This is a genomic window from Crossiella sp. NPDC003009, assembly GCF_053591555.1.
The window spans coordinates 78,436-92,660 of record NZ_JBSFUA010000034.1 but is presented as its reverse complement, the minus strand read 5'-3'; the positions used below and the strand labels follow the sequence as shown (position 1 = coordinate 92,660).

Annotated in this window: 12 protein-coding genes; 7 read left to right on the top strand and 5 right to left on the bottom strand. The window is 69.1% G+C overall.

Annotated elements, in window-relative coordinates; genetic code table 11:
• Window positions 1–232: 232 nt before the first annotated feature.
• From ACWDY5_RS29125 to rpmH, 5 genes are read right to left on the bottom strand one after another with little or no spacing between them, the layout of a single operon-like run.
• A complete protein-coding gene (locus ACWDY5_RS29125; protein ID WP_283662339.1) occupies window positions 233–763 on the bottom strand; it encodes a Jag family protein in 531 nt (176 codons plus the stop codon).
• 27 nt (window positions 764–790) lie between these two features.
• Window positions 791–1,897, bottom strand: coding sequence for a membrane protein insertase YidC (gene yidC / locus ACWDY5_RS29120; protein ID WP_283662340.1), 1,107 nt, complete (start codon window positions 1,895–1,897; stop codon window positions 791–793).
• A 3-nt stretch (window positions 1,898–1,900) separates the two neighbouring features.
• A complete protein-coding gene (gene yidD, locus ACWDY5_RS29115) occupies window positions 1,901–2,185 on the bottom strand; it encodes a membrane protein insertion efficiency factor YidD (protein WP_252485457.1) in 285 nt (94 codons plus the stop codon).
• Complete coding sequence (gene rnpA / locus ACWDY5_RS29110; protein ID WP_252485458.1) at window positions 2,182–2,553, bottom strand: ribonuclease P protein component; 372 nt, start codon at window positions 2,551–2,553, stop codon at window positions 2,182–2,184. Before rnpA ends, yidD begins: the two co-directional genes overlap by 4 nt.
• A gap of 13 nt (window positions 2,554–2,566) precedes the next feature.
• Window positions 2,567–2,704: a 50S ribosomal protein L34 gene (gene rpmH / locus ACWDY5_RS29105; protein WP_010849920.1), complete on the bottom strand. Its 138-nt coding sequence runs from the start codon at window positions 2,702–2,704 to the stop codon at window positions 2,567–2,569.
• Between the two features lie 374 nt (window positions 2,705–3,078).
• Between rpmH and dnaA the strand changes: the two genes are divergently transcribed.
• From dnaA to gyrA, 7 genes are all read left to right on the top strand, one after another.
• Window positions 3,079–4,698, top strand: coding sequence for a chromosomal replication initiator protein DnaA (dnaA, locus tag ACWDY5_RS29100; RefSeq protein WP_449725338.1), 1,620 nt, complete (start codon window positions 3,079–3,081; stop codon window positions 4,696–4,698).
• A 779-nt stretch (window positions 4,699–5,477) separates the two neighbouring features.
• On the top strand, window positions 5,478–6,617 hold the full coding sequence (dnaN, locus tag ACWDY5_RS29095) for a DNA polymerase III subunit beta (protein ID WP_449725337.1): 1,140 nt from the start codon (window positions 5,478–5,480) through the stop codon (window positions 6,615–6,617).
• 45 nt (window positions 6,618–6,662) lie between these two features.
• A complete protein-coding gene (gene gnd / locus ACWDY5_RS29090) occupies window positions 6,663–7,577 on the top strand; it encodes a phosphogluconate dehydrogenase (NAD(+)-dependent, decarboxylating) (protein ID WP_252485461.1) in 915 nt (304 codons plus the stop codon).
• Between the two features lie 3 nt (window positions 7,578–7,580).
• A complete protein-coding gene (gene recF, locus ACWDY5_RS29085; protein ID WP_449725336.1) occupies window positions 7,581–8,735 on the top strand; it encodes a DNA replication/repair protein RecF in 1,155 nt (384 codons plus the stop codon).
• Window positions 8,736–8,896: 161 nt separating this feature from the next.
• Window positions 8,897–9,403 (top strand): DciA family protein, encoded by a 507-nt coding sequence (locus ACWDY5_RS29080; RefSeq protein ID WP_449725340.1) that lies wholly within the window; start codon window positions 8,897–8,899, stop codon window positions 9,401–9,403.
• A gap of 197 nt (window positions 9,404–9,600) precedes the next feature.
• Complete coding sequence (gyrB, locus tag ACWDY5_RS29075) at window positions 9,601–11,574, top strand: DNA topoisomerase (ATP-hydrolyzing) subunit B (RefSeq protein ID WP_449725335.1); 1,974 nt, start codon at window positions 9,601–9,603, stop codon at window positions 11,572–11,574.
• A gap of 51 nt (window positions 11,575–11,625) precedes the next feature.
• Window positions 11,626–14,193 carry a DNA gyrase subunit A gene (gene gyrA / locus ACWDY5_RS29070; RefSeq protein WP_449725334.1) on the top strand — a complete coding sequence of 856 codons (2,568 nt, stop codon included), beginning with the start codon at window positions 11,626–11,628 and terminating at the stop codon, window positions 14,191–14,193.
• The last annotated feature ends 32 nt before the right edge of the window (window positions 14,194–14,225 follow it).

The following is a 14,225-nucleotide window of genomic DNA, read 5'->3' as shown; positions in this document are numbered from 1 at the left end:
GCGGCTGGCGGCTGGCGGCTGGCGGCTGGCGGCTGGCGGCTGGCGGCTGGCGGCTGGCGGCTGGCGGCTGGCGGCTGGCGGCTGGCGGCTGGCGGCTGGCGGGGGAGTGTCGCCGCCCGGACCGTGCGACGCCAGGGGGTCAGCGCGCCACGGGTAGCGCCCGAGCGGCTGGGCACAAAACAGAACGCCCGGCCGGGGGAGTCCCGGCCGGGCGTCTGTGGTTCTTTCTGGGTCAGCTGGTGGGGAAGACCACCACGCGGCGGTGGGGTTCCTCGCCCTCGCTTTCGCTGTGCACGCCCGCGACGGCGGCGACCGCGTCGTGCACCACCTTGCGCTCGAACGGGGTCATGGTGCGCAGGCGCTTGGGCTTCTCCGTCGCCAGGACTTCCTCGGCGGTGGACTTGCCCAGCTCGCTCAGCTCGGCCCGGCGGTCGGCGCGCCACTGGGCGACGTCGAGCATCAGGCGGCTGCGGCTGCCGGTGGACTGCTGGACCGCGAGGCGGGTCAGCTCCTGGAGGGACTCCAGGACCTCACCGCGGCGACCGACGAGCTTCTCCAGGTCTTCGCCACCATCGATGCTCACGATCGCGCGGCCCGCCTCGACGTCCAGGTCGATGTCGCCGTCGTAGTCGAGCAGGTCGAGCAGCTTTTCCAGGTAGTCGCCCGCGATGTCGCCTTCGCGCACCAACAGGCTCTCGTCGTTACCGGCGTCCGGAGTAGCGGCGTCCGTTTCTTGTTCGGTCGCCTGCAAGGTCTCCGACACGGTGTCTCCTTCCATGTAGCAGCCGACTCAGCGGCGCTTGCGGGTCTGCTTCTTGCCCGTCGACCGGCTCTGGATGATCCCGGGGACCTCACCGGGCTTCGCGGCGGGGGAGTCCGTGGACTTGGCCGCGTCCGAACCGTTGCGCGGGGCATTGCTCTTCTCCGACCCGGTCGAGGCGGAGGTGTCCTTGTTCTTGTCGGCCGAGGAGGTGGTGGGGGAGGCGGCCTGCGGGGCGGCGTTGGCCGGGCGCTTGCGCACCGGCTTCTGGCCGGGCGCGGGCTTCTGACCTGGCTGCGGCTTCTGGCCGGGCTTGGGGCCGAGGTTCTGCCGCTTCTCGATGGCCGCGGCCTTCTTCTCCTCTTCCTCCCGGTCGATGCGGTGGTACACCACGTACTGCTGACCAAGGGTCCAGGTGTTGTTGCTCAGCCAGTACAGCAGCATCGCCACCGGGAAGAACGGGCCACCGACAAGCACCGCGAGCGGGAACAAGTACAGCATCAGCTTGTTCATCATCGCCGACTGCGGGTTGGCCGCCGCGGTCGCGGACTGGCGGGCCACCGAGTGCCGCGCGGTCAGGTGGGTCAGCACCGAGGCCAGCACCATGAGCGGGATGGCCAGCAGCAGCAGGGCGGTGCGGTCGGTGCCGATGACGGCCAGGTCCGCGCCGCTCATCCGGATCGCCGCGGACAGGTTCACGCCGAACAGCTTCGAGGCGAGGAAGGAGCTCACCTCGGGCTGGCCGAAGATGTAGTTGCTCGTGGCGCCCGGCTTGAAGCCCTGCAGCACGTTGAGCAGACCGAGGAACACCGGCATCTGCACCAGCATCGGCAGGCAGCCGCCCAGCGGGTTGAACCCGCCCTCGGCCTGGAGCTTCTGCATCTCCTGGGCCATGCGCTGCTTGTCGTTGCCGTACTTCTCCCGCAGCTTGGCCAGCTGCGGCTGGAACTCCGCCATCTTGCGCATCGAGCGCACCTGCTTGACGAACGGCTTGAACAGCAGCGCGCGCAGGGTGAACACGAGGAGCATCACCGACAGGGCCCAGTTCACCCCGCTGGTCTCCGGGATGACGTAGCTGAGCACCTTGTGCCAGAACCACATGATGGCTGACACGGGGTAGTTGATGAAGTCGAGCACGAACTACTCCTCAGCGGATTTGCATGAAGCCCGCTCCGAAGCACGGTCGCGGGGCGGCGGAACGGGGTCCAGGCCTCCAGGGTGCCAGGGTCCGCAGCGCAACAGCCTGCGCACGGTGAGCCACGACCCGCGGAAGGCGCCATGAGTGGTCAGCGCCTCGACCGCGTAGTGACTGCAGCTCGGGTAGAAGCGGCACGTCGGGGGAAGAGCAGGAGAGATGAACCGGCGGTAGAACCGGATCGGCCACAGCAGCACGGTGGCCAGCGGCCCGGCCCGGCCGGCGCTCACCCCGCACCACCTGGCGCGGGCAGGCCGAGCTTGCGGAGGGCCGAGTCGAGATCGCCGCCCAATTGGGCGCTGGTGGCCTCGGCCGAGGCCGGCAGGGCGCGCACCACCAGGGCGCTGCCCGGCGGCAACCGGTCGATCCGGTCGCGCACGAGGTGCCGGAGCCGGCGGGAGACCCGGTGCCGGACCACGGAGTTGCCCACTGCCTTACTCACGACGAAACCCACCCTCGGCGAGAAGGACTCGCCAGGGGTGGGCGGGTTCGACAGGTGCGCGTGCACCACCAGCCGGGGTCGCCCAACGCGGCGGCCCCGGCGTACCACCAGGCCGAAGTCCTGGCTACGGGTGAGCCGGGCAGCCGCGGGGAGCACGGCGGCGGGTGTCTCAGGCGGACAGCTCGGCGCGGCCCTTGCGGCGGCGAGCAGCCAGGATCGCGCGGCCGGCACGGGTACGCATCCGCAGCCGGAAGCCGTGGGTCTTCGCGCGACGACGGTTGTTGGGCTGGAAGGTGCGCTTGCTCACGGTCGGTTCTCCCGGTACATGGGTGAAGCAGGTCTAGGGTTGTCTCCGTCGCGATCACCATGATCAGACGACCATGACAGGCACGGCAAACGCACCCGTCGGTACGCGGGAGACCATCCGAGGGTACTTATCACCCGCCGTCATCTCAAATCCGCCCCCCGTTCCACCACATCGGGCGTGGTGCGCGCCCACTCCAGTGCAGTGATCAGACAGACCTTGTGGCCGCCGCCGACGGTTGCTAGTTTGCCCCTTCCGCGTTTACGGGGGGTCCGTGTGCGGGCCGTCCCGCCTTCGTGCACAGTTGTGGACAACTCTGTGGACATCTCACGTTTGGTGTTCGCGCGGCGCTGACACGAGGGGAGGGAGCGGAGCAAGTGTCTGACACCCACGCCGAGCTGGGACTCGTATGGGAACGCGTAGTGCAGGAGCTGTCCTCCGGCACCCTTTCCCCGCAACAGCGAGCCTGGATGCGGGTGACCCGCCCGATCGGCCTGCTCGACGGCACGGCCCTGCTGGCCGCGCCGAGTGACTTCGCCAAGGACGCCATCGAACGCGCGCTGCGCGAACCGATCACCGCCGCGCTTTCCCGCCACCTCGGCCGGGACGTCTCGCTCGCGGTGAAGGTGGACAGCGCCCCGCTGAGCCCCGCCCCGCCCAAACCGGTCGCGCCGCCCCCGGTGAGCGCGTCCTCGCACGCGGGCCCGTCGCTGGAACAGCCGACGATGCCCGCGATCCCGCTGCCGCTGGCCCCGCTGCCGAACGGGATGGCCACCACGCCAGTCCCGGCCACCGGGTTGCCGCAGATCGGCCCGCTGCCCACGGTCGCGGTGCAGGCCGAGGGCGGGGACACCGAGGACGAGGTGGACGAGGAGCGCGAGGCGCTCGCCGCGGTGCACGAGATATGGCCCAAGTACTCCGGCAACTCCGCAGGGCAGCCGGCTCGCTCGCCGAGCAACCCGCAGACCAGGCTGAACGAGAAGTACACCTTCGACACCTTCGTCATCGGCGCGTCCAACCGGTTCGCGCACGCCGCGGCGGTCGCCGTGGCCGAGGCGCCGGCCAGGGCGTACAACCCGCTGTTCATCTGGGGCGAGTCCGGTCTCGGCAAGACCCACCTGCTGCACGCGGTCGGGCACTACGCACAGCGGCTCTTCCAGGGCATGCGGGTGCGGTACGTCTCGACCGAGGAGTTCACCAACGACTTCATCAACTCACTGCGTGATGACCGCAAGGTCGCCTTCCAGCGCCGCTACCGGGACGTCGACGTGCTCCTGGTCGACGACATCCAGTTCCTGGAGGGCAAGGAAGGCACGCAGGAGGAGTTCTTCCACACCTTCAACACCCTGCACAACGCGAACAAGCAGATCGTGGTGTCCTCGGACCGGCCGCCCAAGCGGCTGGAGACCCTGGAGGACCGGCTGCGCACGCGGTTCGAGTGGGGCCTGATCACCGACATCCAGCCGCCCGAGTTGGAGACCCGGATCGCGATCCTGCGCAAGAAGGCGGCGCAGGACCGGCTGGCCGCGCCGGCCGAGGTGCTGGAGTTCATCGCCGCCCGGATCGAGCGCAACATCCGCGAGCTGGAGGGCGCGCTGATCAGGGTCACCGCGTTCGCCTCGCTGAACCGGCAGCCGGTGGACGTGCCGCTGGCCGAGATCGTGCTGCGCGATCTGATCCCGGACTCGCAGGCGCCGGAGATCACCGCGCCCACGATCATGGCGGTCACCGCGGAGTTCTTCGCGGTGAGCATCGACGACCTGTGCGGCCCCGGCAAGACCAAGGCGCTGGCCCAGGCCAGGCAGATCGCCATGTACCTGTGCCGCGAGCTGACCGACCTGTCCCTGCCGAAGATCGGGCAGACCTTCGGCGGCCGCGACCACACCACGGTCATGTACGCGGACAAGAAGATCCGCAAGGAGATGGCCGAGCGCCGCCGCATCTACGACCAGGTCCAGGAGCTGACCTCCCGGATCAAGCAGCGGGCCCGCGCCTGACCCCCAGCACGCCGTAGACGCCCGTCGGAGAGTCCCTCCGGCGGGCGTCTTCTCTTGGGTGCCCCGCTCCGGCCGCCGATGACTACGGGGATGCCAGGGCATGGCCGCCGCACGCCGAACTTTCTGGTTCGGCGGTGCCCCGCCACGCACCCCACAAGCTGAGAAAAGTCGGGCCGCCTGTGGCAGGTCCCCGCCGAACCTGGCCACGCCCGCTGGAACTTTTCTGACGGTGTGGAGCGCCCGATCGGATCAACTCTGGAGAAAGTTTCGGCGAGTTGTCCCCCATCCAGGGAGACCCGGACCACCCTCAGCCTGTGGAGGGCCTGGGCATGAACGCACCAACACCTGGGGACAACCTTGTGGACAGCTCGCAGATCATGTGGATGCTCTTTGCCAACTGCCGAGTTGTCCACCGGTCCTCCCGGTTTCTCACCAGTTGCACACACCCACAGTCCACAGCCCTAGAAACCACCTGAGCTGCGCAGACTCACTCTGTCCACACAACTCACAACCCTTACTACTGCTGCTGTCTTGATCTTTCGAAGAAGTAAAAATCAAAAGATGAACAGGCGGCGCGAAGTTGGGGATGGACGGCTCGCGGTCCAGGACGGGTCGAGGTGACGAGCAGGCCCGGAAGCCTCTACGGTGGAGCCCGCCTCGCTCGGACCTCGATGCGTCGCTGCGCCAACCCTGGGCCGTCGTGGCCCACGACCCGACGGCGAACGACCTGCCCAGCCCGAGCCCGTGACGGTCGCGTCGATTCTCCGAAAGGACCTGCCATGAAGATCCGCGTCGAGCGGGACGGCCTTGCCGACGCCGTCGCCTGGGTCGCCCGCAGCCTGCCCTCCCGGCCTCCGGTGCCGGTGCTCGGTGGAGTGCTGCTGGACGCGGGCGGAGCCGACGGCGACAACGGGGAGACGTTGACCGTCTCCGGTTTCGACTACGAGGTCTCCGCCCAGATCGGCGTGCCCGCCACCATCTCCGCGGCCGGTCGCACCCTGGTCTCCGGCAAGCTGCTGGCCGACATCACCAGGTCGCTGCCCAACCACCCGGTGGAGATCGCGGTCGACGGCGCCAGGGTGACCATCACCTGCGGCAGCGCGAAGTTCAGCCTGCCCACCATGCCGGTGGAGGACTACCCGCAGCTGCCGGCCATGCCGCAGCTGGCCGGTCACCTGCCCTCGGACAGCTTCGGCCCCGCCGTTGCCCAGGTCGCCATCGCGGCGGGCAAGGACGACACGCTGCCGATGCTGACCGGCGTGCGGATGGAGATCGAGGACGAGAAGGTCACCCTGGTGGCCACCGACCGCTTCCGGCTTGCCCTGCGCGAGTTCACCTGGGAGCCCAGCGGCGAGGTCGGCTCGACCGCGCTGCTGGTCCCGGCCAAGACCCTGGCCGACGCGGCGAAGACCCTCGGTGGCTCCGGCTCCAAGATCGAGCTCTCCCTCGGCGACTCCGACGGCCTGCTCGGCCTCTCCGGCTCCGGCCGCCGCACCACCACCCGGCTGCTGGACGCCGAGTTCCCCAAGTACCGCCAGCTGCTGCCCAGCGAGCACGCCGCGGCCGCGGTGATCGAGGTGGCCCCGCTGGTCGAGGCGATCAAGCGCGTATCCCTGGTCGCCGAGCGCGGCACCCAGGTCCGGCTGGAGTTCACCGAGGCCTCGCTGCGCCTGTCCGCGGGCGGCGACGACGAGGGCAGCGCCGAGGAGGAGCTCCCGGTCGAGCTCACCGGCGATCCGCTGACCATCGCGTTCAACCCCGGCTACCTGCTCGACGGCCTCGGCGCGATGCACACCGGCAAGGCGCAGCTGACCTTCACCACGCCCAGCCGTCCCGCGCTGATCAAGCCGGTGGACGCCGAGGGCGAGGTCGAGCCCGGCTACATCTACCTGCTGATGCCGGTCCGCCTGCCCGGCTGACCGGTCCGGAACCCGAACACTTCGTAGTCAGGAAAGGTCGTAACTGTGGTGCAGCTCGGACTCGTCGGCCTGGGCAAGATGGGCTTCAACATGCGCGAGCGGCTGCGCCGCGCGGGCCACGAGGTGATCGGGTACGACCGCAACCAGGAGGTCAGCGACAGCGAGTCGCTGGCCGACCTGGTCTCGCGGCTGGCCGCCCCCCGGATCGTCTGGATCATGGTGCCGGCCGGTGCCCCGACCCAGGCGACCGTGGAGGAGCTCAACGACCTGCTGTCCGAGGGTGACCTGATCATCGAGGGCGGCAACTCCCGGTTCACCGACGACCAGAAGCACGCCGCGCTGCTGGAGAAGAACGGCATCGGCTACCTGGACTGCGGTGTCTCCGGCGGGGTCTGGGGCCTGGAGAACGGCTACGGCCTGATGGTCGGCGGCGAGCCGGAGTTCGTCGAGCGGGCGCTGCCGATCTTCGACGCGCTGCGGCCGGAGGGCCCGCGCGAGGAGAGCTTCGCGCACGCCGGCAAGGTCGGCGCGGGTCACTTCGCCAAGATGGTGCACAACGGCATCGAGTACGGCCTGATGCAGGCCTACGCCGAGGGCTTCGAGCTGCTGGACGCCTCCGAGGTGGTCGCGGACACCCCCGCGGTGATCAAGGCTTGGCAGCGCGGCACCGTCGTCCGGTCCTGGCTGCTCGACCTGCTGGTCAGGGCGCTGGACTCGGACCCGGAGCTGGACGACCTGCGCGGCTATGTAGAGGACTCCGGCGAGGGCCGGTGGACGGTGGAGGAGGCGATCAACCACGCGGTGCCCGCGCCGGTGATCTCCGCCGCGCTGTTCGCCCGGTTCGCCTCGCGGCAGGAGGACTCGCCCGCGATGCGTGCGGTGGCCGCGCTGCGCAACCAGTTCGGCGGGCACGCGGTGCACCAGGCCGGTCCCAGCTCCGGCGCCGGATCGACCAAGTAACCGTTGTACGTCCGAGCGCTGCAGGTCGCCGACTTCCGGTCCTGGGAGTCCGCCGACCTGGTCTTCGAGCCTGGGCCGAGTGTGCTGGTCGGCCAGAACGGCCAGGGCAAGACCAACCTGGTCGAGGCCATCGGCTACGTGGCCACCCTGTCCTCGCACCGGGTGGCCACGGACGCGCCGCTGGTCCGGCAGGGCGCGCCGCGGTCGGTGGTGCGCACCGCCGTGGTGCACCACGGCCGGGAGCTGCTGGTCGAGCTGGAGATCACCCCCGGCAAGGCGAACCGGGCCAGGGTCAACCGGGCCCCGGTGTCCAAGCCGAGGGAGGTGCTCGGCATCCTGCGCACCGTGCTGTTCGCGCCGGAGGACCTGGCGCTGGTCAGGGGCGATCCCGGCGAGCGGCGGCGGTTCCTGGACGACCTGCTGGTGCTGCGCGCGCCTCGTTTCGCCGGCGTGCGCGCGGATTATGAACGAGTGCTCAAGCAGCGCGGTGCCCTGCTGAAAACCGCAGGTTCGGCGCGTCGGGCGGGCAACAGCGGCGATATTCGCACCCTGGACGTGTGGGACGGGCACCTGGCCAGGCACGGCGCGGTGCTGCTGGCCGCGCGGCTGGACCTGGTGGCCGCGCTGCAACCGCTGGTCTCCGCCGCCTACGCGGGGGTGGCGCCGGAGTCGCGACCCGCCGAGGTGAAGTACCGCAGTTGCCTGGGTGCGGCCCTGCCGGAGGGTTACGGTGTGGCAGGCGGTCCGCCGGCGGACATCGCGACCTTGGAAGCGGTGCTGCTGGCCGAGGTCGCCAAGGTGCGGACTCAGGAGATCGACCGAGGGGTCAGTCTCATCGGCCCGCACCGGGACGAGCTGGAGCTGATCCTCGGCAGCACGCCGGCCAAGGGATATGCCAGCCACGGCGAGTCCTGGTCCTTCGCGCTCGCGCTGCGACTGGCGGCCTTCGAGCTGCTGCGCGCGGAGGACGTCGAGCCGGTGCTGATCCTCGACGACGTGTTCGCCGAGCTGGACCGGCGGCGACGGCAGCGGCTGGCCGAGGTGGCCGCCGCCGCGGAGCAGGTCCTGGTCACCGCCGCGGTGGCCGAGGACGTCCCGGCCGAACTTGTGGGCGCCCGCTACGAGGTGGGTGAAGGGAAGGTCCAGCGTGTCCGGTGACCAGGCGTCAACCGGGTGTGACGCGTCGCACTCCTGGGGACAACCCTGTGGATAATGTGGATAACTCCGTCACGCGTGGGGATGTGCCGCCACCTGACCCGGGCACTGATCGACCCTCTGTCACCTCTCCAGGTGGTTTCGCTGCGGAGGGTGAACACGGTCTGCGAGGGGTCGACCTGGCCAAGATGGCCCTGGCCGAGGCCCGCGCCGCGAACAAGCTGAAGCGGGACGCGGCCAAGGCCGCCCAGGCGCCGCGCGCGGGCGGGGCCAACGCGCAGCGCCGCCGCCGGTGGTCGGGACCGGGGGTGGACCACCGGGACCCGCAGCCGCTGGGCGCGCTGGCCGCGCGGATCGCCAGCGAGCGCGGCTGGACCGACAAGCTCTCCAGTGGCACCGTGTTCGGCAGCTGGGCCAAGCTGGTCGGGGCCGAGGTGGCCGAGCACGCCACCCCGCTCGCGCTCAAGGATGGCGAGCTGACCGTGCAGGCCAGCTCCACCGCATGGGCGACCCAGCTCAAGCTGCTCCAGCGCCAGCTGCTCAGCCAGATCCGCGCCGGAGTGGGCAAAGACGTGGTCAAACGCCTGCGGGTGCAGGGACCGGCCGCGCCGAGCTGGCGGTACGGACCACGCCACGTGCCCGGCCGCGGCCCGCGAGACACCTATGGGTGACGTGGCGCGGCTGGTTTTCTCCCAGGCCTCTTGACACCGATTCTCCGCACTCCGGACCCGGACAGCTTGTTCTTCGGTCTTCTATGACCGTCTCAGGGGTGTCCTAGGGTCATTCCTGTCCGGGTGGACCGGTAGGATTGACAAGGTTGTGCTCCGCACCCCAAGCGCACGCCGTCAAGCTGAGGAGATAGTGGCCTGTGGCTGCCAATACGAACAACGAGTACAGCGCGTCCTCCATCACCGTGCTCGAAGGCCTTGAGGCCGTCCGCAAGCGACCCGGCATGTACATCGGCTCCACCGGTGAGCGTGGCCTGCACCACCTCATCCAGGAGGTCGTGGACAACTCGGTCGACGAGGCGATGGCCGGTCACGCCACCGCGGTGGAGGTCACGCTGCTCGCCGACGGCGGTGTGCGGGTCCGGGATGACGGCCGCGGCATCCCGGTCGGCCTGCACCCGGTGGAGAAGAAGCCCGCGGTCGAGGTGGTGCTCACCACGCTGCACGCGGGCGGCAAGTTCGACAGCGACTCCTACGCGGTCTCCGGCGGTCTGCACGGCGTCGGCGTCTCCGTGGTGAACGCGCTGTCCACCCGGCTGGACGTGGAGATCTGCACCGACGGCTTCGTGTGGACCCAGCGCTACGAGCGCTCCGCGCCCGCGCACCCCCTGAAGAAGGGGGAGGCCACCGACAAGACCGGCACCGTGGTCACCTTCTGGGCCGACCCGGAGATCTTCGAGACCACCACCTACAACGCCGAGACGATCGCCCGCCGGCTGCAGGAGATGGCCTTCCTGAACAAGGGCCTGACCATCACGCTGCGGGACGAGCGGGTCAGCGAGGCCGACGAGGTCGAGGACGCCGAGGGGGTCAAGGCCGCGATCAAGGAGCGGACCTTCTGCTACCCGGGCGGCCTGGAGGACTTCGTCACGCACATCAACGCCACCCGCGAGTCGGTGCACAAGAAGATCATCTCCTTCGAGGCCAAGGCGGAGGGCCTCGAGGTCGAGGTCGCGATGCAGTGGAACACCGGCTACTCCGAGTCGGTCTTCACCTTCGCCAACACGATCAACACGCACGAGGGCGGCACCCACGAGGAGGGCTTCCGCGCCGCGCTCACCCGCGTGATCAACGAGTACGCGCGGGAGAAGAAGCTGCTCAAGGAGAAGGACGTGAACCTCTCCGGCGAGGACGTGCGCGAGGGTCTTGCCGCGATCGTCTCGATCAAGCTGAAGGAGCCCCAGTTCGAGGGGCAGACCAAGACCAAGCTGGGCAACACCGAGGCCAAGTCGTTCGTGCAGAAGACCTGCAACGAGCACCTGCCCGACTGGTTCGACGCCAACCCGGCCGACGCCAAGACCATCATCAGCAAGGCCATCTCCTCCTCGCAGGCGCGCGCGGCCGCGCGCAAGGCGCGCGAGCTGGTCCGGCGCAAGAGCGCGCTGGAGATCGGCGGCCTGCCCGGCAAGCTCAAGGACTGCCGCTCCAACAACCCGGAGGAGTGCGAGCTCTACATCGTCGAGGGCGACTCCGCCGGTGGCTCGGCCAAGGAGGGCAGGGAGTCGCGCTTCCAGGCGATCCTGCCGATCCGGGGCAAGATCATCAACGTGGAGAAGGCACGCATCGACAAGGTGCTGAAGAACAACGAGGTGCAGAGCCTGATCACCGCCCTCGGCACCGGCATCCACGACGAGTTCGAGCTGGCCAAGCTGCGCTACCACAAGGTCGTGCTGATGGCCGACGCCGACGTGGACGGCCAGCACATCACCACGCTGCTGCTCACCCTGCTGTTCCGCTTCATGCGCCCGCTGATCGAGCACGGGCACGTCTACCTGGCCCAGCCGCCGCTCTACAAGATCAAGTGGCCGCGCCAGGAACCGGAGTTCGCCTACTCCGACCGCGAGCGCGACGGCCTGATCCAGGCCGGCGTGGCCAACGGCCGCAAGCTGCCCAAGGACGACGCGATCCAGCGGTACAAGGGTCTCGGCGAGATGAACGCCGACGAGCTGTGGGAGACCACGATGGACCCGGCCCACCGGGTGCTGCGCCAGGTCACCCTGGACGACGCGGCCACCGCTGACGAGCTCTTCAGCGTGCTGATGGGCGAGGACGTGGAGTCCCGGCGCGCCTTCATCACCCGCAATGCCAAGGACGTTCGCTTCCTCGATGTCTGACCTCGGCGTGCACCACACCACCTGCTCGCCGTTTAGAAGGGACTTCTCGTCGTGACCGACATCCTCCCGCCGACGGGCGACCGCGTCGAACCGGTCGATCTCCAGCAGGAGATGCAGCGCTCCTACGTCGACTACGCGATGAGCGTCATCGTCGGCCGGGCGCTGCCCGACGTGCGCGATGGCCTCAAGCCGGTGCACCGCCGGGTGCTCTACTCGATGTTCGACACCGGCCTGCGCCCCGACCGCAGCTACGTCAAGTGCTCGCGCGTGGTCGGCGACGTCATGGGCAACTACCACCCGCACGGTGACTCCTCGATCTACGACGCGCTGGTCCGCCTGGCCCAGCCGTGGTCGATGCGCAACCCGCTGGTGGACGGTCAGGGCAACTTCGGCTCCTCCGGCAACGACCCGGCCGCGGCCATGCGGTACACCGAGGCCCGGCTGACCCACCTGGCCATGCACATGCTGGCCGACATCGAAGAAGACACCGTCGACTTCGCCGACAACTACGACGGCAAGACCAAGGAACCCAGGGTCCTGCCCGCGCGCATCCCCAACCTGCTGGTCAACGGCAGCCAGGGGATCGCGGTCGGCATGGCCACCAACATCCCCACGCACAACCTGCGTGAGGTGGCCGAGGGCGTGGTCTGGGCGCTGGAGAACTACGAGGCCAGCGACGAAGAGACGCTGGCCGCGATGATGATGCGGATCAAGGGTCCCGACTTCCCAACCAAGGGCCTGATCCTGGGCACCCAGGGCATCGAGGACGCCTACCGCACCGGCCGCGGCTCGGTCCGGATGCGCTCGGTGGTCGAGGTGGAGGAGGACGCCAAGGGGCGCACCATCCTGGTGGTCACCGAGCTGCCCTTCCAGGTCAACCCGGACAACCTGGTGGAGAACATCGCCACCCTGGTCAGGGACGGCAAGCTCACCGGGATCGCCGACATCGCGGACGAGTCCAACAGCCGCAGCGGCATGCGGATCGTGGTCGCGCTCAAGCGGGACGCCGTGGCCAAGGTGGTGCTGAACAACCTCTACAAGCACACCCAGCTGCAGACCTCCTTCGGCGTGAACATGCTGGCCCTGGTCGACGGCGTGCCGCGCACGCTGCGGCTGGACCAGATGATCCGCTACTACGTGAAGCACCAGATCGAGGTCATCGTCCGCCGGACCAAGTACCGGCTGCGCAAGGCCGAGGAACGCGCGCACATCCTGCGCGGCCTGGTCAAGGCGCTGGACCTGCTCGACCAGGTGATCGCGCTGATCCGCTCCTCGGCCACGGTGGACATCGCCCGCACCGGGCTGATCGAGCTGCTCGAAGTGGACGAGATCCAGGCCAACGCGATCCTGGAGATGCAGCTGCGCCGGCTGGCCGCCCTGGAGCGGCAGAAGATCGTCGACGAGCTGGCCGAGATCGAGGTCACCATCGCCGACCTCGAGGACATCCTGGCCAAGCCCGAGCGGCAGCGGCAGATCATCCGCGACGAGCTGATGGCCATCGTGGAGAAGTACGGCGACGACCGGCGCACCCGGATCATCCCGTTCGACGGCGACATGTCCCTGGAGGACCTGATCGCGGTCGAGGACGTGGTGGTCACGATCACCCGCACCGGCTACGCCAAGCGCACCAAGACCGACCTGTACCGGGCGCAGAAGCGCGGCGGCAAGGGCGTGCAGGGCGCGGCGCTCAAGCAGGACGACATCGTGGCGCACTTCTTCGTGTGCTCCACCCACGACTGGATCCTGTTCTTCACCAACCAGGGCCGGGTCTACCGGGCCAAGGCCTTCGAGCTGCCAGAGGCCAACCGCAACGCGCGCGGGCAGCACGTGGCCAACCTGCTGGCCTTCCAGCCGGACGAGCACATCGCCCAGGCCATCCAGATCAAGGACTACCAGGTCGCGCCGTACCTGGTGCTGGCGACCAAGAACGGCCTGGTCAAGAAGAGCCGCCTGGTCGACTTCGACTCCAACCGCAGCGGTGGCCTGATCGGCATCAACCTGCGCGAGGACGACGAGCTGGTCGGCGCGGTGCTGTGCTCGGCCGAGCAGGACCTGCTGTTGGTCTCCGCCGGTGGTCAGTCCATCCGGTTCCACGCCACCGACGAGGCGCTGCGGCCGATGGGCCGGGCCACCTCCGGCGTGCTGGGCATGCGGTTCAACTCCGGCGACGAGCTGCTGGCCATGGCCGTGGTCGAGGAGGACCGGTTCGTGCTGGTCGCCACCGACGGCGGCTACGCCAAGCGGACCCCGATCGAGGACTACCCGGTGCAGGGCCGCGGCGGCAAGGGCGTGCTGACCATCCAGCACGACTCGCGACGCGGGCGACTTGTCGGCGCGTTGGTGGTAGAGCTGGAAGACGAGATCTTCGCCATCACCTCAACGGGTGGTGTGATCCGGACCACTGCTGCTGAGATCCGTAAAGCGGGTAGGCAGACCAAGGGTGTTCGGCTGATGAACCTCGGTGAGGGGACAACGCTGCTGGCGGTGGCCCGGAGTGCCGAGCAGGAGGCTGAGCCGGAGAATGATCTCGAGCCGGTGGACGGCTCGGTGCCGGAGGACGGCGCCGAGGCAGAAAACGGCTCGCCCGACGAGAACGACACCGAGCAGAGCAACGAATAGTCGCCTGAACGCGTCTCTTCGACGGACACCAC

Excerpts from the sequence above, each read along its gene's own strand:
- dnaN (WP_449725337.1), top strand. The coding sequence starts at position 5,478 with ATGAAGATCCGCGTCGAGCGGGACGGCCTTGCCGACGCCGTCGCCTGG.